We start from the raw sequence: 26,221 nt of genomic DNA, 5'->3' as shown, positions 1-26,221 counted from the left end.
ACTGGGCGGGTGCAAACTCAACTGTTTTCAAGACAGCCGCCATCTTTTCGCTCATTTATCATTGCGGTGATTGCATGTTTGGTGGTGCTTTTCTTTGATTGGCGCATGCCGCATGTAATTCAGCCGGCAAGAGACGTTTTGTATGCAGCCTATAATCCCATTTATGCTGCTGCAAGCTATCCAGTGTTATCGCGAGAATGGCTGAATCAACAAACCAAGTCAGAAGCTCAACTGCGCCGTGAAAACACCGCGATGCAGGCTGAACTGCTTCAGGCTCAAGTCCGGTTGCAAAAACTCTCTGAGCTCTCTGCAGAGAATACCCGTTTGCGCGGCTTATTAGACACGCCTTTAATTATTGACGGCCGCATGGAAATTGCAGAAGTGATTGGCACCGATGCAGATCCATTGCGCCATATTATTGTGATTAACCGCGGAGCCAGCAGCCAGCTGAAAGTCGGCCAAACAGTGCTGGATGATAAAGGCATTATGGGGCAGATAGTCAATGTCTACCCGCATAGCAGCCGAATCATGCTGCTGTCTGATAAGGAACATTCTTTATCTGTGCGTTTGGAACGTACAGGCATGCGCGCAATTGTAACCGGTACAGGTGATCTTGGGCGCTTAAAAATGGAATATGTTCCAACCAGCGCCAATATCAAAGTAGGTGAAAAAGTGTATAGCTCCGGCCTAGGGGCACATTTCCCGGCAGGCTATTTAGTCGGTACGGTGTCTAAGGTGCAGCGCCATAACTCGGGTGAATTTTCACAGATTGATGTCATTCCTGCTGCGCAATTAGCGGGCGGACACCATGTGGTGGTGCTGTTTTCAGACTCATTAGCGATGGAGCAGCCGAATGCCGATCGCTAAACTGAACCGGCCGACAAGCCGGGATCCGCTGTTTGCTATTATTATTTCGGTGATCATGGCATCGGCGCTGATGGTCTATCCATTGTCCTATGAAGTTTCGGGCTGGCGTCCGTTATTCATGCTGATGATTACGCTGTTTTGGGTGCTGTGCCAGCCCACATGGTGCGGGGTATGGTTTGCTTTTGGCACAGGTCTTTTTGTTGATCTATTGGTCGATGCGCCATTGGGCATGAATGCGCTGAGTTTTGTGCTGATCGCATTTATAGCCAGATTTTTGACGCGTGAACGCCGCATTTTAACCTTCGGCAATCTATGGATTATCTCGTCGATTGCAATTCTTGCGCATCTGTTCTTTATTTGGATCGCGCAGGTGATGAGCGGCGTGCATTTTTCTTTTGCGCGTCATTGGCAGCCGCTGCTAAGCAGCGTATTGGTCTGGCCTGTCATTTATTATTTGCTGAAAAAATGGCGCATTTAATTCTGGCTTCCAGTTCGCCTCGGCGCAATGAGCTGCTCAGCCAGCTGGGGCTGACATTTGATGTCTACAGCCCGGACATTGACGAGTCTATACTGCATGGTGAAACCGCCGCGGTATATGTCGAGCGTTTGGCCAGAATGAAAGCCAAAGCCGTACAGATGCGCTTCCCAGAAGCAGTCATTGTGGCTGCGGATACCAGTCTAGGTGTGGATGGGCGTATTTTAGGCAAGCCTGAATCCAAACAGCATGCCTTTGAAATTTGGGCGCAAATCTCAGGCCGAAAACATGATGTTTTTTCAGGTGTTTGCGTACGTACAAAAGAACAAATTTGCAGTATAGTAGTGCGTACACAGGTTGAATTTCAGGCGCTGAGCCTCAGGGATATGGAAGATTACTGGGCTACGGGTGAACCTTTGGGCAAGGCGGGAGCCTATGCGATTCAAGGCATTGCCGCCCGCTATATTCCACGCATTGACGGCAGCTATTCAAATGTTGTCGGATTGCCTCTGCATGAAACTGCACAGTTATTACAGACAGTTAAAGCACTAAATTAACTGCTGAAAAAAAGAATTTTTATAATGCTTTGAGTTTTATTATGTCTGACGAGTTGCTGATTAACGTCACACCGATGGAGTGCCGTGTCGCGTTAATCGAAAATGGTACAGTCAATGAATTATTTGTTGAGCGTACTGTTAAACGCGGGTTAGTGGGCAATATTTACAAAGGAAAAGTGGTTCGCGTGCTGCCCGGCATGCAGGCGGCTTTTGTTGATATTGGGCTGTCACGCACTGCATTTCTGCATATCAATGATATGGTCTGGCCAAAAAATCAGCCGACGCCAAATGTCTTTGAACTGCTGCAGCCTGGTCAGGTTCTGACGGTTCAAGTCATGAAAGATATGCTGGGCACGAAAGGCGCCCGTTTAAGCACTGATCTATCCATTCCATCCCGCTATTTGGTCATGATGCCTTTTGGCAGTCATACCGGCGTGTCGCAGCGGATTGAATCTGAAGAAGAGCGTGACCGCCTTCGCAGCATGATTGAGCGCATTCAGGCGGAACATAAATTGCCGGGCTCCGTCATTGTGCGCACCGCCGCGGAAGGCATTGCTGAAGCTGAAATTGCTCAGGATATGGCCTATTTGGCGAAATTGTGGGAATTTATTCAGCGCAAGCAAAAAATCATCGCGGTGCCTTCATTGATTTTTGAAGAATTGCCTTTGCCGCAGCGGGTGATCCGTGATTTGGCTAATGCAGAGACCTCTAAAATTCATGTCGATTCACGGGAAATCCACGCCAAACTGACCGAGTTTGTAGACGAATTTGTGCCGACTATGCGCAACCGCCTGATTCATTATCCGGGCGAACGTCCAATCTTTGATTTATACAATGTTGAGGAAGACATTCAGAAGGCCCTGCAGACCCGTGTTGCGCTGAAATCTGGCGGTTATCTGATGATTGATCAGACTGAAGCGATGACTACCATCGATGTGAATACGGGCTCTTATGTCGGTGGCCGCACATTAGAAGATACTGTTTTCAAAACAAACATGGAAGCGACACAGGTCATTGCGCGCCAGCTGCGCCTGCGCAATTTGGGCGGCATTATCATTATCGATTTCATTGATATGCAGGAAGCGCATCATCGTGAACAGGTGATGAGCCAGTTTGAAAAAATGCTGGAACGGGATCATGCCAAAACCAAAATTACCCAAGTTTCAGAGCTGGGCTTGGTGGAAATGACCCGAAAGCGTACCCGTGAATCTTTGGAGCATTTGCTGTGTGAATCGTGTCCGACCTGTCAGGGGCGGGGTTATGTGAAAACGGCCGAGACAGTGTGTTACGAAATCTTTCGGGAAATCTTGCGCTATGCGCGGGCTTTTGAAAATCAGAGTGGCTTTACTGTCGTTGCGCATCCATCGGTGATTGACCGCTTGTTAACAGCAGAAGCGCCAGCTGTCTCTGATTTAGAGCACTTTATCAGCGGCGTGATTAAGTTCCAGGTGGAAAATCTATATACGCAAGAGCAATACGATATCATCTTGAGCTGAAATTGTAACAGAATATCGTTAAACACTTGTTACAACTGAAATTTTACTTTTGAACTGTATTTTTTATACTTAACACATCGAATAGCCAAAACCTTTTTTGAACAGGTTTAGCAATGTGAGGTGTGAGATGGGTGTAAGTAAAGCAGTAATGAGTACAGGTTTAAAGCATATGCTGGACGTTAAAACAATGCATTCAGCTTATATCGTAGATGAGCGCGGCAATGAAGTGCAAATCACTGCATCGATGATCCGCACAGCATGCCATCAATTATTAAAACAGTGCCGAAATATTAAAAATTAAGGGGCAATTTAAAAGCCCCTTTTTTTTAATCAATTTTTTGAAATATTAATTACAACATTCTGCCAAACCTGATTGGCAATTTATTCCAGCGGGTTTGCGGTCAGCTAACCGCCTGAAGCTTTGGGCTGTTTTTATTCACGATTTCTTCAAATCTTTGAATTTCTTCTTCCAAATGTGTCAGCAGGTTTTGCATTTTCGGCAATGCATTGCGGCATGCGGTCAGGCCCACTTCCAATTTGTCCAAATAGCTGGTCATGGTAATGTTCAGCGCTTGACCGTCTAAAACAATAGAGGCCGGGTAGAGCGCATCTAGGCGCGCGCCATTCCAGTACAAAGGTTCACGCGGTCCCGGCACATTAGAAATCACCAAATTGAATGCCTGACGTTTTGGCATTAAGCCGGAAGCGATATTTAAGCCGGCAGCGCCATAAACAAAAGCGCTGTAATTTAAAATCTGATTGGCGTTCATGCGTTTAAAACGTTCTTTAGCATTCAGTACGCTGCGGCGCACAATTTTAAGGCGCTCAAGCGGATCTTCTTTGTGAGTGCCTAAGTTGGCCAGAATCATGGTAATGCGGTTAGACATATCCGAATCATCCGTACGCACAGATGCGGGAACCATGGCAATCAACGGTTTTTTCGGCAGCGCATTTTGGCTGATGAGATATTCACGCAGTGCGCCTGAACAAATGGCCAAAACAATATCATTAATGGTCACACCCAATTCTTTGGCAATATGCGCTAATCTTGCAAACTCAAAGGATTGCGCGGCGAAACGGCGCGACGAACTGACACGCTGATTCAGAATGGAACTTGGCGCCTGAAAGCTGGAGACATAATCAGGATTGCGCCCCATGTCTTTCATTACAGTCTGAGACAGTTCATAAATCACACGCGGTGTCGATTCCAGCTGACCTTTCAGTCCATCCATTAAACCTTTGATACGGCTGACTTTTGGCGCTTTTAAACGCTTCGCGCGGGGGCCTTCAACACACCAGGGCGGAACAATGCGTTTTGCATTCGGGTCATCTGAAAGCGATTTTTCCACTAAGCGCATGCCTGCAATGCCGTCGACCATGGCATGGTGGATTTTAAAATACATGCCAAAACGGTTGCCTTCAATGCCTTCAATAATATGGCAAGTCCACAGCGGTTTAGCGCGGTCAATCAGCGTACTGTGCTCTTGCGATATATAAGTCAAAAGCTCACGGATTCGGCCAGGGTGCGGCAGGGCAATGTGGCGGAAATGGTGATCTAAATCGAACTCTTCATCTTCATCCCAAAAAAAGCCATTTAAGCGGTTATTGAAGGGCGGGATTGGAATTGATTTGGAATTTCGGATATCTGTAACCAGATCTTGAATAAAACTGGATGGCGCATTATCTGGAATCGTAAATAAAAATAGTCCGCCAACATGCATCGGCTGCTGACGCTTTTCTAAAGTGAGAAATATAAAATCAATCGGATGTAATGGACGCATAGCGTGGATTGCCTCACTGCAATGTCTAGGGACGCTCCTATATGAGCTGCCTTGTTAGAATTATAAATTACTCTGAAATTATAGCTGTTTTCCATCAGAATAAAACTGCTTTATATGTATCAATACGATGAAAAAAACCACTGCTCAGGCAATGGTTTAGGCTTGATTATTTCTTTAAGTTTCCGGCGTGTAAGCCGCATTCTTTATGTGTGGCGTCTTCCCACCACCAGCGGCCTTCGCGTTCATGCTGATTTGGCAATACAGGCCGGGTGCACGGTTCACAGCCGATGGAAATAAAGCCGCGTTCGTGCAATGGATTATAAGGAATTTCCATCAGGCGGATATAGTTCCAGACATCGGCGCTAGACCAGTTGGCTAAAGGATTATATTTAATCAGCTGCTTGCCCGGGCCTGAAAAACCTGGGTCAGCTTGCACGACCGGAATATCATTGCGGGTGCCTGGGCTCTGATCTTTACGCTGGCCGGTAATCCAGCCATCTAAAGTCGCCAGTTTTTTACGCAGCGGCTGAACTTTACGGATGCCGCAGCATTCTTTATGATCATCCTGATAAAAGCTGAAGAAGCCTTTTTCAGTCACTAATTGCTGAATCGCTTCAGTTTCAGGGAAGCAAATCTCAATATCAATATTATAGTGTTTACGCACTGCATCAATGAATTGATAAGTTTCGGCATGCAGGCGGCCTGTATCCAGGCTGAAAACACGAAAAGGCTTGCCTAAATGCGAGGCCATATCAATAAGAACCACATCTTCTGCACCGGAAAATGAAATGGCAATTTCGCCTTCTTGACTCAGTGCAAGTTCAATAATTTCGTTTGGAGATTTATCTGCATATTCAGCTGCAAGCGCATCTACAATATCGATCGTTGGGATTGTTGTCATGATTGTCCTGGCGATAGGCTTGGAAACATTAAGCCTATATTAATTTATTTCACAACTATTTTAATAGAATTGATAAATACGACTTATCACTAAAAAATAGATACTTATGAAAAAAATAGATTTAAAAAAGAACAAGGCAAAAGCTATTTCTTAAGCTATGATAGTGCAAATTTTTTCACTGAGATTGGGAGAGTCCATGGAAATCGTATGTCTTGATTTAGAAGGTGTTTTAGTTCCGGAAATCTGGATTAATTTTGCTAAAAAAACTGGAATTAAAGAGTTGGAAGCAACTACACGCGATATTCCAGACTACGATGTGCTGATGACTCAGCGGTTGAATATTTTAAAAGAGCATGGCTTAGGCTTAAATGATATTCAAGCGGTTATTGCAGATATGGGGCCATTTGAAGGCGCGAAAGAATTTGTAAAATGGGTGAGCACGCATTTCCAGCTGATTATTCTGTCTGACACATTCTATGAATTTGCGCATCCGTTAATGAAGCAGCTAGATTGGCCAACGATTTTCTGCCATAAATTAGAAACAGATGAAAATGGCATGATTACCGATTATAAGCTGCGTCAGCCGGATCAAAAGCGTCAAGCGGTAAAAGCATTGCATGGCTTAAACTTCCGCGTTATCGCTGCCGGCGATTCTTATAATGATACAACTATGCTGGGTGAGGCTGATCATGGCTTCTTGTTTGATGCGCCTGAAAATGTCATTGCAGAATTTCCGCAGTTCCCGCCGATTCATGGCTATGAAGCACTGAAAGAAGCGATCCGTAAATCATCTGTGCGCAATATTCCTGCTTGATTTAACCCTGCAGACATTTTATTGCTGAAAAAGAGAAGGGCGCCGTTGGCGCCCTTTTTTGCATTCTAATTCAAGTCATATCAATTAGAAGCGGTAACCGATTTTCATGCCGTAAGCGATTGCATTGTTGTCTTCAAAGCTGCCAACAACATTTCCGCCTGTTTGTGCTTTAGCATCACCTAACCACAGGTATTTGACACCAGCGGCAATGAAATAGCTTTCAGCAGGGCTGTATTGACCGCCTAAGCCTACACTCCAAAAGCCTTCTGTTGGGCCAAGTGTAGTTACAGGGTTGCCTGCGCCAGAATCATAACCGACTGAAGCAGTTCCTGCCCATTTGTCATTAAACTTGCGGGAAACACCTGTGTTAATAGACCATTGGTCATCAGAGTAGTCGATCAAATTTTGCGCTTTGCCTTGAACGAGTAATGTAGATGCTGCTAAATATGCAGGTTTCACCGCAAATTGATCCCAATGTACCCAACGGATATTAGCAAAAGCCAAAGTATTTTTTGCGATACCTGACTGTAAGTCTAAATTGACTGATTGAGGAGTCACAACTTCTGTCTGGCTATTTGGATAAATGACAGAACCAAAACCGAATGTTTCAGATGATTCTAATTCATGTTTGATTTCAGAACGGTAAGTGACGGCGGCTTTCAATGCAATTTCAGGAATAGAGTATGCTGCGCCTGCAATCCAGCCGAATGCATCATCTTCTTTAAGGTTAATGTCATAGCCGCCTAGTTTAGTTGGGCCGCCGTAGGCTTGGCCGCGCAGTGACACTTGGCCTTTAACTGTTTGATAAACAGGGCCTGCATAAAAATTCCAATTTTCATTTGGCTGGTAGCCAATTAATGCCGTGATGTTATTGGTTCTAACTTCTACATGTGTTCCTTGGTTTTTTGACATTTCTGCAAAAATACTGTTTTCGGTTACATAAGTTGCATCGGCACCATAGGGCTGATCATAAATTAAACCTAATGAAATTTTATCAGTTGCTTGCACTTTGATTGCAGCAGATGGAAAGTAGTAATCATCGCCCATATCACTTACTTTATTGCCAGCGATATCTTTACCTTCTACTGTCGGGTCAAGGACAGTAAAACCTGCTTCAGCATAATTTCCAGGTTGAAGGAAGGCTGAAATAGACTGACCAGAGCGGTCTAATCCTGCTGCAAAAACAGAAGTGGCTGGCAATAAGCTGATGAGAATCGCTTTAGATAACTGGCTGAGCTGCATAGTTTTCCCTGTTTGTAACTTTTAGTAATCGATCAATGCAGGGAAAGTAACATAATATAAAAATGAGTAAATACTCAGGAGTGCTCTAGAAATGAACGCGGGAATGCAAAAAAAGTAGTTGTATAGAGTAAAAAGTCTATTTGGAGTAATCTATCTAAATGATTTTTAATAGGAAAATAGAGTATTTATTTTAATTTTTATATTTTATTATCAAAAAAATTAAATGGGTGTTTTTAAAGCAATTGATTCGTTGTGAAGAAATAAGAAGAAAACCCTAGCAAACTAGGGTCTTCTTACAATTTTAATTAATTAGAATCTATAACCGATTTTTAAGCCATAAGCCCAAGCTGTATTGTCTTCAAATTTTGCTACGGTAGCAGGTGTGCCAAATTGAGCGCCTGATTGAGCATCAGCATCGCCTAGCCAGAAGTATTTAACACCGCCAGCAATAAAGTAATTCGCTGCTGGACTATACTGCATGCCTAAACCTACGTTCCAGTATCCTTCGGTTGGACCTAAAGTTGTAACTGGGTTGCCAGCACCAGAATCCCAGCCTACAGAGACATTACCAGCCCATTTGTCATTGAGTTTTCGGCCAACACCAACTGTAGCATTGATTTGATCATCAGAATAAGCAACGAGGTCAAAGCCGTTTGTTTTTCCAGGAACTTGCCCTGCTTTAGTTAGTGCTGTTGCTAATTGACCAAATTTATCGGGACGAATTGAAAAATCTTTCCAGTTAACCCAGCGTAAATTTGCAAATGCTACGGTATTCGTCATGATGCCAGTTTGAAAATCTAAGTTCACAGATTGAGGTGTTGTAATCTCAGTTGAACCATCGGTGTATCCTGCGATAATCGATGTTGGTAAATTTATATTGGCTGGATTGACAATTGTTTCTTGAACATTGATGTCATGTTTAATTTCTGAGCGATATGTAAGCGAGGCTTTCAAAGCGATTTCAGGAATTTGATATGCAAAACCTGCTAACCAGCCAGCTGATGAATCTTCACCAATATTTGCATCATATGCTGGAATAGCAGTTGCTGGGGCAGCTGTGCTGCCACTATATCCGCCATATACGCTATATGCTGCGCCACGCAGATGGACGTTGCCTTTTACAGTTTGGTAAACACCACCGCCATAAATATTCCAATTTTCTGTTGGCTGGAAACCAAAAATCATTGAGATGTTTTGAGTATCAACTTCAACACTGGTGTTTCCTTGTGAAGGATGAGTAAAAGCAACAGACTGGGTATATTCAGCATCAGCACCAAATGGCTGGTCATAAAGAAGGCCAAAAGAGAAGTGATCAGTTAATTGAAGTTTAAGCGCAGCACTTGGGAAATAGTAATCGCCAGCCATATCACCAGTATTTTGATTGCCTAGGGCTGGAAGGGTGGTTCCTGAAACATCTGGATCTAAAACTGAGATGCCTGCTTCAAAGTAGTTGCCAGGCTGTAAAAATGCAGCAATGGATTGACCAGAACGATCTAGCGCTGCTGCAAATACGCCAGTGGCTGGTAATGTTGCAAGAATTAATGCTGTCGTTAGCTTTTTTAATTTCATTCTTCATCTTTCCTTGGTGTACAAATTGAAGTTACTGCATTTTTATTTGAGTTACAGGGGCATTGGCTATGGATAAATCTTTGGCTTCCAATGCGCTGAATTGTTACTCCATGTGACAAAAATAGCACAAAAAAAATAAGAGTAAATGCTCTAGATAAAAAAATCAGAATAAAAATGCGTCTGTTTGGAGTAATTGCACTAATTATTTAAAGTGTGATTTTATAACTATCTGTTTTTAAATTGGAAAAAATAAATTTAAATGAGAACTAGTGAGTTATAAAAAAAACAAAAATATGTGAATTTTAATCTTAATTAATGCTGTCTTTTTTGACTCTATTGGGAGTTATGACAATTGGGTTAGAAGACATTCTGCAAATGGCTGGCTAAGCCCTGAAGCTTTTGAGCAGAAAGATTTTAAGAATTTAGAGGGTTTGTTGTCCGCTATACTGTCTGGGATCAGTGTTCTGATTAAAGATAACTTAGCGAGCATCGTATTCAGCATTATTTGTCGTAAAAGTACGGGTTCGGTTTGTTGAAAAGCATACCTCAAGAGTCTTTGCTTGCTACAAGATTATACTTGGGATTGTCATTATGCTTGTCTTATAAAAATGCTTGATTCTAAAAACAAAAGCAGCGGAGTATCTGCTTTTTTCTTTGGGTAAAAAATAAAATTTTTCTTTCAGAATTTACGCAAAATTTACGCCATCCACATTTTTGAATATAGAGAATTTACGCCCTCAATTTCCATACTAATGCTGACCTATTTTAAATGGCATTTGCTATGTGGGAATTTATTTCTGTATTTGTCTTTTCATTGCTACTGGCTTATCCGTTTGGTGCTTACCTCGCCGATGTGATGCAGGCAAAACCAATGAAAAGCGACCGATTCTTTAAATGGATTGAACAACCAATTTACGCTGTTCTAAATGTGAAGCAGGTCGGTATGAATTGGCGGCAGTATCTGGGTGCTTTTGTCCTGAGTAATGTTTTATTGCTTGGCGCCAGTGTCGCAGTTTTGATGACTCAGGCATGGTTACCTTTAAACCCCGACCATATTCCAAATATGAATTGGGATCTGGCATTACATACCACCATTTCATTCCTGACCAATACCAACCAGCAGCATTATTCAGGCCAAGCGCAACTGTCTTATTTATCGCAAATGACAGTCATTGTTGGACTGCAATATTTGTCTCCAATTATTGGACTGGCTTTATTGGTTGCAATGTTAAGGGCTTTATTCCTGCAATCATGCCAAGCGGAAGATTCAGATCCAAAGAATTGGAATCATATTAATCTAGGTAATTATTGGATGGATATCATTCGCCCATTATTTAGATTTTTTATTCCATTAGGTCTTATTTTTTCTTTGCTACTGACCTTTCAAGGTGTCCCTGCAACACTATCCGCAGGTCCAACAGCGCAAGTTTTAGAGCAAAGCACAGAAGTCAAAACTCAGCATATTCCGCTTGGTCCTGTTGCACCGATGGTGGCGATTAAACAACTCGGCAGTAATGGTGGCGGTTGGTATGGGCCAAACAGTACTGTGCCTTTAGAAAACCCAACCCCGTTGTCCAATGTGATTGAGATGATCGCAATTTTACTGATTCCACTTTCTACGGTGTTTATGGTTGGGCGTTTTATTCAACGCAAGAAATTGATGTGGATGATTTTTGGCAGCATGTTGCTGATGTCGTTGGCTTCAACCTCATTAACGTTGTGGACCGAAAAATCATCTTTAAGTGTTAATGCTGCGTTGATGGAAGGGAAAGAGCTTCGTCTCGGTGCGGATGCATCTGCATTGTGGGGAAGCTTGACCACGCAAGTGAATAACGGCTCTGTGAATATGATGCATGACTCTGCCTCACCACTGACTGGATTGGTTGAACTGTGCAATATGCTGATTAATTCCATTTGGGGGGGGATTGGTTGTGGGCTATTACAGTTCTTTATTTACCTGTTTTTAGCGGTCTTTATCGCAGGCTTGATGACAGGGCGTAGCCCTGAATTGTTTGGGCGAAAAGTTGAAGTGGCTGAAATTAAGTTATTGGCTTTCGTAATTCTACTGCAACCTGTGGTGATTCTTGGTTTGACTGCGATTGCAATTGCATTCCCATCAATGACAGGAAGTTCAAATCCAGCTTTTCACGGCATTAGCCAAGTGTTTTATGAGTATGTCTCTGCCTACGCCAATAATGGTTCTGGTTTTGAAGGCCTAGGCGATAACACTTTATGGTGGAACCTGAGTGCCAGTGTCGCGTTATTGGCAGGACGTTATAGCGTATTGATTATCCCAGTATTGATTGCAGTGAGTTTAGCAACCAAACCACAAGCAGCCGAAAGCAGAGGTTCTTTACAGATCGAATCTCCCACCTTTGCTCTGACTTTAATTGGGATCGTACTGATTCTGACCTTATTGCAATTCATGCCAGTGTTGGTGATTGGGCCAATTGCTGACTATTTATCGATAAAAGTTTAAGCGTGGAGCAAGCACAATGAAACATTCAAATGCGACACAACACATGGATATTTTGAATAAAGAAATTATTCAGCAAACTTTCCATAAATTGTTGCCTCAACATGCTTTTAAAAATCCAGTGATGGCATGTGTCTGGGTGGGAACAGTTTTAACCCTTGTTGCCACTTTGATGGGAAATGCCAGTTTAGGTTTTGGTTTAGTCCTAAGCTTGATTTTATTGATCACCGTCTTATTCGCCAATTATGCTGAAGCAGTCGCAGAAGCCAAAGGTCGTGGACAAGCTGCATCTTTACGTCAGGCCCGTGAAAACTTAACCGCAAATCGCATTCTCGATTTAAATGCGGTACCGAATACGATTTCTGCCAATCTACTTAAAAAAGATGATCTCGTCGTTGTTAAAGCGGGTGAGATTGTCCCTGCGGATGGTGAAATTATTCAGGGCTTTGCGACTATCAATGAATCAGCCGTTACTGGTGAGTCTGCGCCCGTATTGCGTGAAGCTCATACCGATCGTTCAGGGGTGATTGGTGGGACTAAGGTCTTGTCCGATGAAATTATTATTCGCGTGAGTAATGAAGCAGGTCATAGCTTCTTAGATCGTATGATTGCTTTGGTTGAAGGTGCCAACCGTCAAAAAACACCGAATGAGGTTGCACTCAGTATTTTGCTCAACATCATGACCATTACTTTTATTGTGGTGGTGCTGACTTTACCTGTGATTGGTTCAATGGTCGGGATCAAAATCAGTATGGTCTTGTTGATTGCCCTATTGGTCTGTTTGATTCCAACTACGATTGGCGGCTTGCTGCCTGCGATTGGGATTGCGGGGATGAACCGTGCTTTAAAAGCCAATGTCTTAGCAAAATCAGGTAAAGCGGTTGAAGTTGCGGGTGATATTGATGTGTTGCTATTGGATAAAACAGGCACGATCACCTATGGAGATCGCCAAGCCACCGCTTTTTATCCATTGGCAGGTGTGACACCAAGTGAGTTACGCCAAGCAGCAATGCTCACTTCTTTTGCTGATCCAACCCCTGAAGGTAAGTCGGTCATCAGCCTTGGGAAAGAGTTAGGTGAAAGCATCCAAGAGCCGAAAGATGTTGAGTTCATTCAGTTTAGTGCCTCAACACGTTTATCGGGTGTGGACTTGGCTACGGGACAAACGATTCGTAAAGGTGCTGTCGATGCCATTCTTAAATTTACCCATCAAGAAATCAAAGACAACATTGAGCTTAAAACCCGTGTAGAGCAAGTGGCTTCTAAAGGTGCAACACCTCTTGTGGTGGCTTCAAATCACAGTATTTTAGGCGTGATTGAACTCTCAGATGTGATTAAGAAAGGCATTAAAGAGCGCTTTGCACTGTTACGTGAGATGGGCATCAAAACTATTATGGTCACAGGAGACAATCCATTAACCGCGGCTGCGATTGCTGCCGAAGCAGGGGTGGATGACTATATTGCAGAAGCGAGACCTGAGGACAAATTGGCGTGTATTCGTAATGAGCAAGTAGCAGGAAAATTGGTCGCAATGGTGGGTGATGGTACCAATGATGCACCAGCCTTGGCGCAGGCAGATATTGGCTTAGCCATGAATTCGGGTACCCAAGCAGCCAAAGAAGCTGGCAATATGGTGGACTTGGATTCCGATCCGACCAAATTGCTAGATGTGGTCGAAATTGGGAAGCAGCAACTGATTACCCGCGGTGCTTTAACCACTTTTTCCTTGGCAAATGATGTCTCTAAGTACTTTGTGATCTTACCTGCCTTGTTTGCCGTGGCGATTCCACAACTTGGGATACTGAATATTTTGCAGTTGAGTAGCCCGAGCAGCGCAGTAATTTCTGCATTGATCTTTAATGCCTTGATTATTCCCATGCTGATTCCATTGGCACTCAAAGGCGTTCAATTCAAACCTGCCAGTGCGCTGCAATTGTTACGCCGTAATATGCTGATTTACGGTGTAGGTGGGGTGATCTTTCCGTTTATTGCGATCAAGCTCATTGATCTTGTTGTGTCATTGTGGATTTAGGAGCGAGATATGAATACTTTATTGAGTCATGAGCAATTGAATCAACAGGACTTAGCATTATCTAGTCTAGGACATTCAGTCCTACGTCCGAGTCTTGGTTTGATTGTGGTTGGTTTTTTCATTGCAGGCATGTTGTACGTTACAGCAAGTGTCTCCATTGCGCAGTTGATCTTTCCCAAACAAGCCAATGGTAGTGTCATTGAACTGGATGGTAAAATTATTGGTTCAAGCTTGGTAGGACAAAACTTTGTTGGTGAACAATATTTCCATGGCCGTCCCAGTGCTGTAAGTTACAATGTTGATGGGATGGCGGGGAGTAATTTGGCCATCTCGAATCCTGATTTACAAAAACAAATGAAAGAAAGAACGATGCAATTTGCGCAAAATAATCATATTTCAGAGCAACAGGTACCGAACGATATGGTCACAGCATCAGGCAGCGGAATTGACCCAGATATTTCACCTGAAAGTGCTTTATTACAGGTGAAACGCGTGGCACAGCAACGCCATTTACCTGAGCAGCAAGTGCGTGATTTGGTACAACAACAAATTCAGCCTGCACAATTCGGCGTCTATGGGCAAGCGCGAGTGAATGTGTTGCAGTTAAATTTAGCCTTAGATCAATTGTCATCGACCACACGTTGATAGAGCGTAATTATGCAGATCGACCGTAATAACAAAGCAGATGCATGGTTGGCACATAGTCAGCGTGAACAATCTGGACGTTTGACCATTTTCTTGGGTGCAGCACCTGGGGTAGGGAAAACCTATGCCATGCTGACCCGAGCGCATGAACTGATGCAACAAGGGCAGCATGTGGTGGTCGGCGTGGTGGAAACTCACGGTCGATCTGATACCGAACGTTTGATTCGAGGGCTGAATGTTATTCCAAGGAAGCCTGTGGAATATCAGGGGCGAATGTTGGATGAGATGGATCTCGACCAAATTCTTAAATTAAAGCCTCAAATTGTACTTGTTGATGAACTTGCCCATCGCAATGTACCCAATAGTCGGCATGAATATCGTTGGCAAGATGTCAATGAGTTGTTGGATGCAGGCATTGATGTCTATAGCACCTTAAATATTCAGCATTTGGAAAGCCTCAATGATGTGGTTTTTCAAATTACGGGGATTCGGGTAACTGAAACTGTCCCCGATGCACTACTTAAACGTTTGAAAGATATTCGACTGGTTGATTTACCTGTTCCTGAATTATTAGAACGAATGAATCATGGCAAGATTTATTTCGCCGATGTTGCCCCCCATGCATTACAAGGTTTTTTTAAAGCTGCAAATTTGACAGCGTTACGTGATCTGGCAATTCAAACTGTTGCAGGGCAGGTCGATATTGATTATCGAGAAAAATTTGTTGCACAAGGGCAGATTATCCCGATTCAAAATCATGTCATGTTGGCGATAGATGGTTCTGAATTCTCTGAAGATTTGGTGCGCCGTGCCCATCGGATTGCAGAAAGGCTCAATGCAACGTGGAGCGTCATTTCGATTCAAAAAAGTAAGGTTGAAACGGCCCAAGCTTTTGCTGTGACTAAAGCCTTTAATCTAGCGCGTAAGCTCGGTGCAGATACCTATTTGCTGTATAACAATCATATTGCATCGACCATTTTACAGGCAGCTTATGATTATGGTACATCTAATATTTTACTCGGCAAAAGCCCTCAAAAATCGCTATGGCAGCGCCTATTTTCAGATCATATTGCCGATCAACTGTTAGAGAAACAGCATCCTTTTGAAATCACCTTTGTTCAGCCTTTAAAAGCCAAAAATAATGAAAAGCGTTTGCAGAAAGATGTGGCTTATTCATCTTGGCTGGAACAAGGCTTAGCGTTTAATCAACGTGAAGTGTTTGAAAGTATTATCATTGTATTGCTAGGATTGATTGTGGCTGCAATCAGTGATCATTTTATTGGGTATAGTGATTTAGCTTTAATTTTTATTGTGACTGTATTACTTGTTGCGATACGCGCACGCATGTTGATTACGATTATCAGCGTATTCGTCTGTTTTTTACTCTACAACTACTTTTTTATCGAACCTCGCTTTACCTTTATGATTAGTGCTGAACGTGGCGTGATTACCATTATCACGTTTATTGTTTCAGCCTTACTGGTTGGGCGTTTAGCCAATCAATTACGTGCTCAGGTGCTTAGCCTACGTGCTGCAAATTCAGTGTCGTTACAGTTACAAGAATTAGAGCGCAAGCTATCGACCTGTGTAGATATTGAGCAAGTACTAATCATTGCCAAACAACATTTGGAAACTTCATTAAATGCCACGGTCTGGTTAAAAGTTGAAAATCAGTCTTTAGGTGATCCATCCGCATTAAATGAAAAAGATCAAATTGCCGCAGATTGGACGCAGAAGAATGCGAAACCCTGTGGACGTTTTACCAATACGTTGACCAATTCTGATTGGTGGTTTATTCCGTTAAATTTGGTGAAAGAATATGGCGTGATTGCAATTCGCTTTCATCAAAATGCTCAAAGCATCAGTTTTGAATTGCAGCGTTTAACTGAGTTGATGATTGAAGATATTGCGCAAACCGTTGCTCGGGTTCAACTCTCGTTACAGTTAGAAAATTCTAGAGTAGTGGCTGAAACGGAAAAGCTCCGCTCCGCCTTGCTGTCTTCGGTATCGCATGATTTACGTTCACCCTTAGCCGCGATGATTGGTTCAGCAGATACGCTTAAATATTATGGTGAACAGATGCCTGAAAGTGATCGCCATGAATTATTAGACACCATTCACATTGAAGGGGAACGATTGGATCGTTATATTCAAAACCTGTTGGATATGACTCGATTAGGTCATCAGGGTTTGACTTTAAGTCGTGCTTGGATTGGTGTGGATGAACTGATTGGCTCGGCAACGCAACGTCTTAAACGCTATCAGCCTGAGGTAAAAATCGAAGTTGCTTTAGCTGATGAACTTCCGCAATTGTATGTGCATCCTGCTTTAATTGAACAAGCTATTTTTAATGTCTTAGAAAATGCCGCTAAATTTTCACCAGATGATGTCCCGATTGAAGTGAAGATTCAGCAAGAGGAACAATTTCTGCAAATTGACATTATGGATCAAGGGATAGGAATTCCTGAACATGAACGTGAGCAAATCTTTGATATGTTCTACACCATGCAACGCGGTGATCGAGGGAAAACAGGTACAGGTTTAGGACTTGCGATTGTCAAAGCCATTATTGGCGCTCATATGGGCAGTATTGAAGCTTTTGCTGGAACAGATGGTCAAGGTACTTTAATTCGCATACGATTACCGTTACATCTGGGTTAAATGATCTTTTATGCCACAAACAATCTATCCGAGTGCATCAATTTTAATTATTGATGATGAACCTCAAATTCGAAAATTTTTAGACATTGCTTTACGCGCACAAGGCTATCAGGTGCATGTTGCTGAAAATGGCATGAAAGGCTTAGAAATTTTGGCAACACGAGGCGCGGATTTACTGATTTTAGATTTGGGTTTACCTGATATGGAAGGACAGCAGGTGTTGACCGAGATGCGGCAGTGGTCAGATATTCCTGTGATTGTGTTATCTGCACGTCCTGATGAAAATCAAAAAATTAAATTGCTCGATGCAGGTGCAAATGATTATGTCACCAAACCGTTTAGCATTCAGGAATTATGTGCCCGTATTCGGGTGATGTTTCGCAATAAACCGCAACAGTCTGAACAGAATATTGTATTTGATGATGGTCAATTATCTGTGGATGTGGCTGAACATGTGGTGAGGTTTGCACAGGAAGAAATTGTGCTCAGCAAAAAAGAATTTCAACTGTTAGCACTCTTGATTCGCCATCAGGGCAAGATCGTCACACAAAAACAAATTATGACGGAGTTATGGGGTATTAGTCATGAAGAAGATACCCATTATCTTCGAATCTTGGTGAAAAAACTCCGCAGCAAAATTGGAGATTCTGCGGTCACTCCAAAATATATTTTTACCATTGCAGGCGTGGGGTTGCGTTTTTTGGGTGAATCCTAGCGATCAACTTCAAGAGAACACAAGGGACTTAAAAATATTGTGGGATTGATTCAATCAAATCCCAGAAAAGAAGGCCTTCATTCAATTGATATACATTAAAGAAAGCTAAAACAAAGCAAGCCAATTAACGCAGAAGCAGCAAGGACATACATGACTTTCAACTCAAAATAGAACAGTCCAATCAGGGCAGCACAGGCAATGAGCGCCGCAACGAAATCAAAGGAACCGCTAAAACCGGTTGGCCAAAGCACGTGATAGCTAAAAAATAGTGCAAGGTTAAGAATCACGCCGACAACCGCTGCTGTAATGGCGGTTAGTGGCGCCGTAAATTTGAGCTCGTTATGTGTCGATTCAATAATCGGTGCGCCAGCAAAGATAAAAATAAAAGAAAATAAAAAGGTAAACCAAGTGACGATTGTTGCGCCAATTGCGCCTGCCAAGAATAGATGATCCGAGCCTAAGAGCGCATGATTGAATGCCCCTAAAAAGCCAACAAATGCCACCACCATAATCAGTGGGCCTGGTGTGCTTTCACCCAGTGCAAGACCATCGATCATTTGCGTTGGGCTTAACCAGCCATAATAGTTCACAGCCCCTTGATAAACATAAGGTAAAACGGCATATGCACCGCCAAAGGTCAGCAGCGCAGCTTTAGTAAAGAACCATGCCATTTGCGTATACGCATGATCCCATCCAAGCGTTAAGCTTAGACTGATGATCGGAATCAGCCACAGCAGAGCGCCGATCAGAACAATACTCCCCAATCGTTTCCAGCTAAAGATCGCATGTGCTGGTGTGGGAGTATCATCGTCAATTAATGCAGCCCCATAGTCTTTTTTACTCTGCTGATGCGTGTTTCCATTAGAAAATAGGGCCGGATACTTTTTGCTGGTCAGATATCCAATGATCGCGGCAGAGAAAACGATTAAAGGAAAAGGTGCGCTGAAGAAAAAAATCGCGATAAATGAGAGCGTGGCAATCAGCCACAAAAAATTATTCTTGAGTGACCGGCTGCCGATCCGGTGAGTTGCATGAAAAACAATGGCAACCACAGCGGGTTTAATGCCGTAAAAAAGTCCAGCGATGATGGGGACATCACCAAATTTGACATAGACCCATGAAAGGCCGATTAAAATAAACAGGGAGGGCAAGACAAAAAGAATGCCTGCAACTAATCCACCAGCGGTTCTGTGCATTAACCAGCCGATATAGGTCGCTAATTGCTGTGCTTCAGGCCCAGGCAGCAACATACAGTAGTTCAGCGCATGCAAAAAACGCTTCTCGGAAATCCAGCGCTTCTGTTCAACCAGTTCTTGGTGCATGACCGCGATTTGACCTGCAGGTCCGCCAAAACTAATAAATCCTAATTTAAGCCAAAACAGAAAGGCCTGCCAAAATGAAACAGTTTTTATTTCCGCTTCTGGGGGAGGAATCAGTTCTTGTTCCATGATTATTCTCTAGATAGGTTGGCATAAAGGCCATCAAAAATATGATTGGATAATTCAAATAATTGGTCATCATTGCTTATTTGGCTTCGGAGGCTCTGAATGACTTGCTCAATACCGCCAAAAGCTTAGCACTATTCAATAATAAGATGTGTGTGTGAAAATCAATACATGGAGGCTTATTATTTCACCCACCACAATAATCTGTCCGCTTCTGCATCATTGCTTTTTTTCTTTTCCAAATGTTGAGTACGGTGATAAGCCCAGCCATGCATATCTTTGATCTGATGGGCCAATTGCCGCTCAATCAGTTCAATTGTACATTCTAAAACTTCTTCTAAAATCGGATGTGCTGAAGCACGGAAGCCATGTCTACAGGCTTGTTCACAGATATAGCCTAAACGACGCAGTGCCTGATTAATGGTGCTTTCTGATATCGGCTTGAAGTTAGATGTGGCTACAGGGAATACATATGCACTTTTAGATTTTGTAAGAGGCATTTAGATATTCTTTATTAATTTATTGAATTTAATTGGTTTTGTTATTTATTTGGAATACTGCAGATCAAAAGAAACACCAAGATGGTACGCCCTGCGGGACTCGAACCCACGTCGGTCGCTTAGGAGGCAACTGCTCTATCCAGTTAAGCTAAGGGCGCGTAAAACGCAGTTAATTTACTCCAATTTCAAACAAAAAAAAAGTTATTGCCGAAACAATAACTTTTTAAACGCTTAAGAAAATTACGCTTTTCTATAAAGTATTTTGAATAGAATAAACATGAGCGCAATCCAAATTGGAATCATGATCACGGCGCCGCTTAAACCTTGCGTCCACATGATGTAGAGCACAACCGCAATGAAGGCAAGAACCAGGTAGTTGCTGAATGGCGACCAAAGCGCAGGGAATTGCGATACCTTAGTTTCTGCTTTCATTGCTTTAATGAACTTAAGGTGCGTTAAGCTGATCATTGCCCAGTTTAAGACTAAAGCGCCAACCACGATATAAATCAGGTTGCTTAAAGCATCTTCCGGTGCAAAGTAGTTTAGTAATACACAGCCAAAAATAAGCAAGGCAGAAAACAGAACGGCAGGAATTGGCACACCTTGCTTATTGGTCTGCGTAAAGATTTTCGGCGCATTGCCTTGCTGCGCTAGACCAAACAGCATGCGGCTGTTGGCATACATGCCGCTGTTATAAACAGAAAGCGCCGCCGTTAAAATAATAAAGTTAAGCAAATGCGCGGCCCAGCCAATACCCAGCTGGCTGAAGATCATTACAAATGGGCTTTTGTCTAAACCGCCCAGCTGCAGTTCGTTCCATGGCACAAGCGACAGTAAAATCGTCATTGAGCCGACATAGAAAACCAGAATACGCAAAACGACTTGGTTAATGGCTTTTGGAATGGTCTTTTGCGGATCTTTGGCTTCAGCTGCCGCCATGCCAATCAGCTCAATACCGCCAAAAGCGAACATGAGGAAGGCCAGCATGTAAAACAAACCTTCAAAGCCGTGCGGGAAGAAGCCACCATGCGTCCAAAGATTGCTGAAAGATGCGGTGGAATCCGGGCCTGCTGTAACCAGTAAGTAAATACCGAATACAATCATCGCGACAACAGCAGTGACTTTAACAATAGAGAGCCAGAATTCAGATTCGCCATAAAATTTTACATTGCCAAGGTTCACTAAGGTGATAATGACAAAGAAGGTCAGCACCGATGCCCAGGCAGGAATGTGAGGCCACCAATAATTGATGTATTTCGCGACGGCGGTCAGTTCTGTCATGGCAACGAGGACATATAAAATCCAATAGTTCCAGCCTGCAAGAAAACCGGCGAATTTGCCCCAGTATTTGTTCGCAAAATGACTGAATGAGCCTGCTACAGGCTCTTCAACAATCATTTCCCCGAGTTGACGCATAATTAAAAAAGCAATTAATCCGCCAATCGCATAACCCAAAATAATGGATGGACCGGCAGATTCAATCACGTGTGCGGAACCTAAAAATAAGCCAGTACCAATTGCACCACCCATGGCAATCAATTGAATATGACGGTTTTTTAAGCCACGCTGAAGTTGAGACGACTCTTTATTCAAGTTATTTCAGCCCGACAATGAATATGTGATTTGGATTGTAATAGATCAAGAAGAAATAGCCTAGTAGCTCAAAAAATATGAAAAAAAGTTATAGGTTTCATTAAATATTTTTTAATAAAATTAATCATTAAACAATAAATGAATCAACAGATTAATTTTATTTTATTTATGAAAGATGAATCTGTGCTGCCGGCGGAAATCTGACAGATGCCGTTTTTTTATACTTAAGTCCTGTGGCTAATGTATTTTCAGTAAAAGCCGTTATGATAATGCGCGATCAATATCGGATTGGTATTGTGCAATACAATGATAAATAAGGATTCAGAATATGCCATTTGCTCCCCAAATTAAAATTCCAGCAACTTATATGCGTGGCGGCACCAGTAAGGGTGTATTTTTTAAGCGCAGTGATCTGCCGGAAGCCGCGCAGCAGGCAGGCGCTATTCGTGATCAGCTGCTGCTTCGTGTCATTGGCAGTCCAGATCCTTACGGCAAGCAAATTGACGGCATGGGCGGCGCAACATCCAGCACCAGTAAAACAGTTATTTTAGATAAAAGCGCGCAGCCGCATCATGATGTGGATTATTTATTTGGGCAGGTGTCCATTGACAGCGCTTTTGTAGACTGGAGCGGCAATTGCGGCAACTTAACTGCTGCCGTAGGCGCTTTTGCAATTGCAAATGGTTTAGTCGCGGCGGAAAAAATCCCGGAAAATGGCATTTGCACGGTGCATATTTGGCAGGCCAATATTCAAAAAACCATTATTGCGCATGTGCCAATCACTCAGGGTCAGGTGCAGGAAACAGGTGATTTTGAACTGGATGGCGTCACTTTTCCTGCAGCAGAAGTGCAGATTGAATTTTTAGATCCAGCAGATGACGGTGAAGATGGCGGCGCGATGTTCCCAACAGGCAATCTGGTTGATACCTTGCTTGTACCAGAGGTTGGCGAGTTTCAAGCGACCTTCATTAATGCCGGCATTCCAACAATTTTCTTAAATGCAGCAGATATCGGTTATGAAGGCACCGAACTGCAGGATGCAATTAACGGTGATGCCGCAGCCTTGGCGCGTTTTGAGAAAATCCGCGCGTATGGCGCTAAGCAAATGGGCTTAATTCAAGATATTGCTGAAGCGGAAAAACGCCAGCATACGCCAAAAATTGCCTTCGTCTCTGGGCCGAAAAGCTATGTGTCTTCCAGCGGAAAGGCCATTGGCGAGCAGGATACAGATCTTCTGGTACGCGCACTGTCGATGGGCAAATTGCATCATGCAATGATGGGAACTGCCGCTGTCGCAATCGGCACAGCCGCGGCGATTCCCGGCACGTTGGTGAATTTGGCGGCTGGCGGCGGTGAGCGGGAAGCTGTACGTTTTGGCCATCCGTCCGGAACTTTGCGTGTTGGCGCGCAAGCCGTACAGGAAAATGGACAATGGGCTGTGAAGAAAGCGGTGATGAGCCGCAGCGCGCGCGTATTGATGGAAGGCTGGGTGCGCATTCCGCAAGATGCCTTGAAATAATCATCGATTGATATCGCGTGATTGTGTAATTCAATGTGCATGTAATTGATTGAAAATATTTTAAAGCCCCTGAACAGGGGCTTTATTTTTGAGATCAGTTTAAGAACGTTCTATGAGCTGTTACGCAGAGCGCTCAATTCATCGATTCAACGGCATGGATAAAATAACAATCAGCATCGAATCACCCGCTGCAGCCTTTCACCTCAAGATCAGATTCATGGCTTTAGAGTAATTTGCGGTTCGTTTAGCAGAAAGAGCATGATTATAGATTTAAGTTTTAAGAATTCAGTTTCGTGATAGAGAAAACAAGGCAAAAGCAGTATGATGCAACAAGCCAGAAACTGATGCAGGCCAAATTTTTAAGGCTCTATGCAGCGCCAGTTTGTCATACCGCTTAGATAAAAAAATTGAGGTGAACGTGTCGTCTTTAACTGATGTGCAGGCTCATGCACTGACAGAAGCACAGAACCGCATTCAGCAGGATTTACTGACTGCGCTGGATGCCTTTGCAATTCCAGAACCGTTAAAAGGCGCAGTGCACCATGCCGTTATGCTGGGCGGCAAGCGGGTGCGTCCAGCGCTTTGCTATGCAGCCGGCGCATTAAAGCAAAATCCGAATGCCGCAGCGGTGCGCCGCGCAGCGGTTGCCATAGAGTTTATTCACTGCTATTCATTGGCGCATGACGATTTGCCCTGCATGGACAATGATCTGCTGCGCCGCGGCCAGCCGACATGCCACGTGGCTTTTGGCGAGGACACGGCGCTATTGGCTGGAGATATTCTGCAGTCGATGGCTTTTGAAATTTTAGGCAGCCGCTTGTTTGATCAGGGGCCAGCCGTTGAAGCGTCTATTGTGCTGAAACAAATGCAGATTCTAGCGACAGCGTCTTCAAAAATGGTGAATGGCCAAGTTCTGGATTTGCAGGCTGAAGGTAAAAAAATTACACAGGATGCATTAGAAAACATTCACCGCAATAAAACTGGGGCGCTGATTACGGCAGCCGTGATGATGGCTGCCGTAACGCTGTTTGAAGGGACTGATCAGGCGATTCCGAAACTGCGAGAGTATGGGCAGGCGATTGGGCTGGCTTTCCAAGTTCAGGATGATATTTTGGATATTGTTTCCGAGACTGAAGTTCTGGGAAAAACGGCTGGCAAAGATCAGCAGGTTGAGAAATCAACTTATCCCGCCTTGATGGGGCTGGAACAAGCCAAGGCTTATGCTCAGGATTTGCATAATCAGGCGATAGGCGCATTGGCTTATTTTGGTGATAAAGCTGAGCAATTAAGCCAAATCACCCAATTTCTGCTGTCGCGGAAAAGCTGATCTCAGTTGAGATTAAAGAATGAAAACAAAAAAGGAGAACAAGCTGTTCTCCTTTTTTTGTTTAATACGCTTATAAGCTTTCTTTGTAAATCCGTTCCGCTTCTTCAAAACGCTCGGTAATGTCTTTACTAGGTGCTTTGCCCATTAAGCTGACCGCAATAATGGCGATGAATGAGCAGATAAAGCCAGGAATAATTTCATAAACGCCAGTATCACCCCAAACATTCTTCCATAAAATCACCATGACTGCGCCAACGACCATGCCGGCTAAAGCGCCATTTAGGGTCATGCGTTTCCAGAACAGTGAAAGAATAATCAATGGGCCAAATGCCGCGCCAAAACCGGCCCATGCATAAGCCACTAAGCCTAAAACTTTAGATTCAGGATTGCCTGCCATCCAAATGGCCAGCAAGGCAATCAAGAGCACCATCAGGCGGCCGACCCACACCAATTCTTTCTGTGACGCATGCTTACGCAGGAAAGACTTATAGAAATCTTCTGTCAAGGTGCTTGAGCATACTAAAAGCTGACAGCTTAAAGTACTCATGACCGCAGCCAAAATAGCCGCCAGTACGATGCCGGCAATCCACGGATTAAACAGGATTTTGGTCAGTTCCATAAACACGGTTTCAGGGTTCGCATTTACTGCGCCCGCCAGTTCTGGATGCTGCTGGAAGTAGGCGATGCCGAAGAAACCCGCTGCGACTGCGCCGCCTAGGCAGAGTGTCATCCACGTCATGCCGATGCGGCGTGCATTGGGAATGGACTTCACCGAATCTGCGGCCATAAAACGGACAAGAATATGCGGCTGACCGAAATAGCCCAAGCCCCATGCCATGAGTGACACGATGGTAACAACACTTAAATTGCCGATGATATCGGTGGCTTGCGGACGGGCGGCTTCAAGCGCCAAAGTCACCTGGCTCATGTCTGAGAAGGACATGAGCGCGACAATCGGGGTCAGCAGCAAGGCGAAAATCATTAAGCCTGCCTGAATGGTATCTGTCCAGCTGACAGCAAGAAAGCCGCCAATAAAGACATAGCTGATGGTTGCAATCGCGCTGATCCACAGCGCGGTGCTGTAGGACATGTCAAACATGCTTTCAAACAGGCGTGCGCCGGCAACCATGCCGGAAGCGCAGTAAATAGCAAAGAACACCAAGATGACAACTGCTGAAACGATGCGTAAAACTTTTTTCTGGTCGTTAAAGCGGTTGGAGAAATAATCGGGCAGGGTTAAGGCATTGTGCTGCACTTCAGTATGCACGCGCAGCCGTCCGGCAACGAGCAGCCAGTTTAGCCATGCGCCAATAATTAAACCGATGGCAATCCACATTTCAGATAAGCCTGAAAGGTAAATGGCGCCCGGCAAGCCCATCAGCAGCCAGCCGCTCATGTCAGATGCGCCTGCAGAAAGGGCGGTAACAAAACTTCCTAGACGGCGGCCCCCTAAAATGTAATCGGAAAAATTGCTTGTTGCCCGGTATGCCATCAAGCCAATCACGATCATGGCGGCAATATAAAAAAGAAAGGTGATTAAGGTTGGATTCAGGGAGCTCATACAATATCCATTTTCGAGTTGGACAGCAGATCGAAATATGAATTG

At 43.7% G+C, this 26,221-nt stretch carries 20 protein-coding genes, 1 tRNA gene and 4 pseudogenes; 15 read left to right on the top strand and 10 right to left on the bottom strand.

The window, feature by feature from the left end:
* Positions 1–9 precede the first annotated feature (9 nt).
* The 5 genes from mreC to F941_RS16650 all read left to right on the top strand — a co-directional run bounded on the left by mreC (position 10) and on the right by F941_RS16650 (position 3,696).
* On the top strand, positions 10–867 hold the full coding sequence (gene mreC / locus F941_RS12035) for a rod shape-determining protein MreC (protein ID WP_005011656.1): 858 nt from the start codon (positions 10–12) through the stop codon (positions 865–867).
* Entirely contained in the window at positions 854–1,345 is a 492-nt protein-coding gene (gene mreD / locus F941_RS12030; protein ID WP_005011653.1) for a rod shape-determining protein MreD, read from the top strand. Before mreC ends, mreD begins: the two co-directional genes overlap by 14 nt.
* The gene (locus F941_RS12025) at positions 1,333–1,899 is read left to right on the top strand and encodes a Maf-like protein (protein WP_005011651.1); all 567 of its coding nucleotides are present in this window, start codon (positions 1,333–1,335) and stop codon (positions 1,897–1,899) included. The genes mreD and F941_RS12025 overlap by 13 nt, the downstream gene beginning before the upstream one ends.
* A 41-nt stretch (positions 1,900–1,940) precedes the next feature.
* On the top strand, positions 1,941–3,395 hold the full coding sequence (rng, locus tag F941_RS12020) for a ribonuclease G (protein ID WP_005011649.1): 1,455 nt from the start codon (positions 1,941–1,943) through the stop codon (positions 3,393–3,395).
* Between the two features lie 127 nt (positions 3,396–3,522).
* The gene (locus F941_RS16650; protein ID WP_005011648.1) at positions 3,523–3,696 is read left to right on the top strand and encodes a PA1571 family protein; all 174 of its coding nucleotides are present in this window, start codon (positions 3,523–3,525) and stop codon (positions 3,694–3,696) included.
* Positions 3,697–3,796: 100 nt separating this feature from the next.
* Here the strand turns inward: F941_RS16650 and F941_RS12015 are convergent, their stop codons facing one another.
* Positions 3,797–5,176, bottom strand: coding sequence for a WS/DGAT/MGAT family O-acyltransferase (locus F941_RS12015; protein ID WP_005011645.1), 1,380 nt, complete (start codon positions 5,174–5,176; stop codon positions 3,797–3,799).
* A 166-nt stretch (positions 5,177–5,342) separates the two neighbouring features.
* Positions 5,343–6,077 carry a phosphoadenylyl-sulfate reductase gene (locus F941_RS12010; RefSeq protein WP_005011642.1) on the bottom strand — a complete coding sequence of 245 codons (735 nt, stop codon included), beginning with the start codon at positions 6,075–6,077 and terminating at the stop codon, positions 5,343–5,345.
* A gap of 196 nt (positions 6,078–6,273) precedes the next feature.
* Between F941_RS12010 and thrH the strand changes: the two genes are divergently transcribed.
* Positions 6,274–6,891: a bifunctional phosphoserine phosphatase/homoserine phosphotransferase ThrH gene (thrH, locus tag F941_RS12005; RefSeq protein ID WP_005011640.1), complete on the top strand. Its 618-nt coding sequence runs from the start codon at positions 6,274–6,276 to the stop codon at positions 6,889–6,891.
* 84 nt (positions 6,892–6,975) lie between these two features.
* Here the strand turns inward: thrH and F941_RS12000 are convergent, their stop codons facing one another.
* Complete coding sequence (locus tag F941_RS12000; RefSeq protein WP_005011635.1) at positions 6,976–8,133, bottom strand: OmpP1/FadL family transporter; 1,158 nt, start codon at positions 8,131–8,133, stop codon at positions 6,976–6,978.
* A 309-nt stretch (positions 8,134–8,442) separates the two neighbouring features.
* Positions 8,443–9,702 carry an OmpP1/FadL family transporter gene (locus tag F941_RS11995; RefSeq protein ID WP_005011633.1) on the bottom strand — a complete coding sequence of 420 codons (1,260 nt, stop codon included), beginning with the start codon at positions 9,700–9,702 and terminating at the stop codon, positions 8,443–8,445.
* Between the two features lie 314 nt (positions 9,703–10,016).
* On the opposite strand from F941_RS11995, the pseudogene F941_RS16410 reads away from it, so the two are divergent.
* The 7 genes and pseudogenes from F941_RS16410 to F941_RS11970 all read left to right on the top strand — a co-directional run.
* Positions 10,017–10,133: pseudogene (locus tag F941_RS16410) on the top strand (IS3 family transposase); the annotation flags it as partial.
* Between the two features lie 55 nt (positions 10,134–10,188).
* Positions 10,189–10,308: pseudogene (locus tag F941_RS16645) on the top strand (undecaprenyl-diphosphate phosphatase); the annotation flags it as partial.
* A gap of 175 nt (positions 10,309–10,483) precedes the next feature.
* Entirely contained in the window at positions 10,484–12,181 is a 1,698-nt protein-coding gene (gene kdpA, locus F941_RS11990) for a potassium-transporting ATPase subunit KdpA (RefSeq protein WP_005011631.1), read from the top strand.
* Positions 12,182–12,197: 16 nt separating this feature from the next.
* A complete protein-coding gene (gene kdpB / locus F941_RS11985) occupies positions 12,198–14,210 on the top strand; it encodes a potassium-transporting ATPase subunit KdpB (RefSeq protein WP_005011628.1) in 2,013 nt (670 codons plus the stop codon).
* Positions 14,211–14,219: 9 nt separating this feature from the next.
* Positions 14,220–14,855, top strand: coding sequence for a potassium-transporting ATPase subunit KdpC (gene kdpC, locus F941_RS11980; protein WP_005011626.1), 636 nt, complete (start codon positions 14,220–14,222; stop codon positions 14,853–14,855).
* A 12-nt stretch (positions 14,856–14,867) separates the two neighbouring features.
* Complete coding sequence (locus F941_RS11975) at positions 14,868–17,516, top strand: sensor histidine kinase (RefSeq protein ID WP_005011623.1); 2,649 nt, start codon at positions 14,868–14,870, stop codon at positions 17,514–17,516.
* 10 nt (positions 17,517–17,526) lie between these two features.
* Positions 17,527–18,231, top strand: a complete 705-nt coding sequence (locus F941_RS11970) for a response regulator (protein WP_005011621.1) — start codon at positions 17,527–17,529, stop codon at positions 18,229–18,231.
* 95 nt (positions 18,232–18,326) lie between these two features.
* Here F941_RS11970 and chrA read toward each other — a convergent pair whose 3' ends face one another.
* The 5 genes and pseudogenes from chrA to F941_RS11950 all read right to left on the bottom strand — a co-directional run bounded on the left by chrA (position 18,327) and on the right by F941_RS11950 (position 21,769).
* A complete protein-coding gene (chrA, locus tag F941_RS11965) occupies positions 18,327–19,679 on the bottom strand; it encodes a chromate efflux transporter (RefSeq protein WP_005011619.1) in 1,353 nt (450 codons plus the stop codon).
* A 2-nt stretch (positions 19,680–19,681) separates the two neighbouring features.
* Positions 19,682–19,795, bottom strand: a pseudogene (locus F941_RS16400) (chromate resistance protein ChrB domain-containing protein); the annotation flags it as partial.
* Between the two features lie 68 nt (positions 19,796–19,863).
* Positions 19,864–20,164 (bottom strand): annotated as a pseudogene (locus F941_RS11960) (tyrosine-type recombinase/integrase); the annotation flags it as partial.
* A 94-nt stretch (positions 20,165–20,258) separates the two neighbouring features.
* Positions 20,259–20,334: transfer RNA gene (locus tag F941_RS11955), tRNA-Arg, on the bottom strand.
* Positions 20,335–20,416: 82 nt separating this feature from the next.
* Positions 20,417–21,769 (bottom strand): amino acid permease, encoded by a 1,353-nt coding sequence (locus F941_RS11950; protein ID WP_005011614.1) that lies wholly within the window; start codon positions 21,767–21,769, stop codon positions 20,417–20,419.
* Between the two features lie 328 nt (positions 21,770–22,097).
* Here F941_RS11950 and prpF point away from each other — a divergent pair, with 328 nt between their 5' ends.
* Together prpF and F941_RS11940 are read left to right on the top strand one after the other, a co-directional pair.
* The gene (gene prpF, locus F941_RS11945; protein ID WP_005011613.1) at positions 22,098–23,288 is read left to right on the top strand and encodes a 2-methylaconitate cis-trans isomerase PrpF; all 1,191 of its coding nucleotides are present in this window, start codon (positions 22,098–22,100) and stop codon (positions 23,286–23,288) included.
* A gap of 418 nt (positions 23,289–23,706) precedes the next feature.
* On the top strand, positions 23,707–24,615 hold the full coding sequence (locus F941_RS11940) for a polyprenyl synthetase family protein (protein WP_005011610.1): 909 nt from the start codon (positions 23,707–23,709) through the stop codon (positions 24,613–24,615).
* Positions 24,616–24,685: 70 nt separating this feature from the next.
* On the opposite strand, the gene putP is transcribed toward F941_RS11940, so the two are convergent.
* Complete coding sequence (gene putP, locus F941_RS11935; RefSeq protein WP_005011600.1) at positions 24,686–26,176, bottom strand: sodium/proline symporter PutP; 1,491 nt, start codon at positions 26,174–26,176, stop codon at positions 24,686–24,688.
* Between the last annotated feature and the right edge of the window lie 45 nt (positions 26,177–26,221).

Source organism: Acinetobacter bouvetii DSM 14964 = CIP 107468, assembly GCF_000368865.1.
Taxonomy (GTDB): Bacteria; Pseudomonadota; Gammaproteobacteria; order Pseudomonadales; family Moraxellaceae; genus Acinetobacter; species Acinetobacter bouvetii.
Note: the sequence above shows the minus strand (reverse complement) of the source record. Positions and strands in the feature narration are given on the sequence as shown.

Coding starts and splice junctions, on each gene's coding strand:
- mreD (WP_005011653.1), top strand. CDS start 854: ATGCCGATCGCTAAACTGAACCGGCCGACAAGCCGGGATCCGCTGTTT.
- F941_RS12025 (WP_005011651.1), top strand. CDS start 1,333: ATGGCGCATTTAATTCTGGCTTCCAGTTCGCCTCGGCGCAATGAGCTG.
- rng (WP_005011649.1), top strand. CDS start 1,941: ATGTCTGACGAGTTGCTGATTAACGTCACACCGATGGAGTGCCGTGTC.
- F941_RS16650 (WP_005011648.1), top strand. CDS start 3,523: ATGGGTGTAAGTAAAGCAGTAATGAGTACAGGTTTAAAGCATATGCTG.
- F941_RS12015 (WP_005011645.1), bottom strand. CDS start 5,176: ATGCGTCCATTACATCCGATTGATTTTATATTTCTCACTTTAGAAAAG.
- F941_RS12010 (WP_005011642.1), bottom strand. CDS start 6,077: ATGACAACAATCCCAACGATCGATATTGTAGATGCGCTTGCAGCTGAA.
- thrH (WP_005011640.1), top strand. CDS start 6,274: ATGGAAATCGTATGTCTTGATTTAGAAGGTGTTTTAGTTCCGGAAATC.
- F941_RS12000 (WP_005011635.1), bottom strand. CDS start 8,133: ATGCAGCTCAGCCAGTTATCTAAAGCGATTCTCATCAGCTTATTGCCA.
- F941_RS11995 (WP_005011633.1), bottom strand. CDS start 9,702: ATGAAATTAAAAAAGCTAACGACAGCATTAATTCTTGCAACATTACCA.
- kdpA (WP_005011631.1), top strand. CDS start 10,484: ATGTGGGAATTTATTTCTGTATTTGTCTTTTCATTGCTACTGGCTTAT.
- kdpB (WP_005011628.1), top strand. CDS start 12,198: ATGAAACATTCAAATGCGACACAACACATGGATATTTTGAATAAAGAA.
- kdpC (WP_005011626.1), top strand. CDS start 14,220: ATGAATACTTTATTGAGTCATGAGCAATTGAATCAACAGGACTTAGCA.
- F941_RS11975 (WP_005011623.1), top strand. CDS start 14,868: ATGCAGATCGACCGTAATAACAAAGCAGATGCATGGTTGGCACATAGT.
- F941_RS11970 (WP_005011621.1), top strand. CDS start 17,527: ATGCCACAAACAATCTATCCGAGTGCATCAATTTTAATTATTGATGAT.
- chrA (WP_005011619.1), bottom strand. CDS start 19,679: ATGGAACAAGAACTGATTCCTCCCCCAGAAGCGGAAATAAAAACTGTT.
- prpF (WP_005011613.1), top strand. CDS start 22,098: ATGCCATTTGCTCCCCAAATTAAAATTCCAGCAACTTATATGCGTGGC.
- putP (WP_005011600.1), bottom strand. CDS start 26,176: ATGAGCTCCCTGAATCCAACCTTAATCACCTTTCTTTTTTATATTGCC.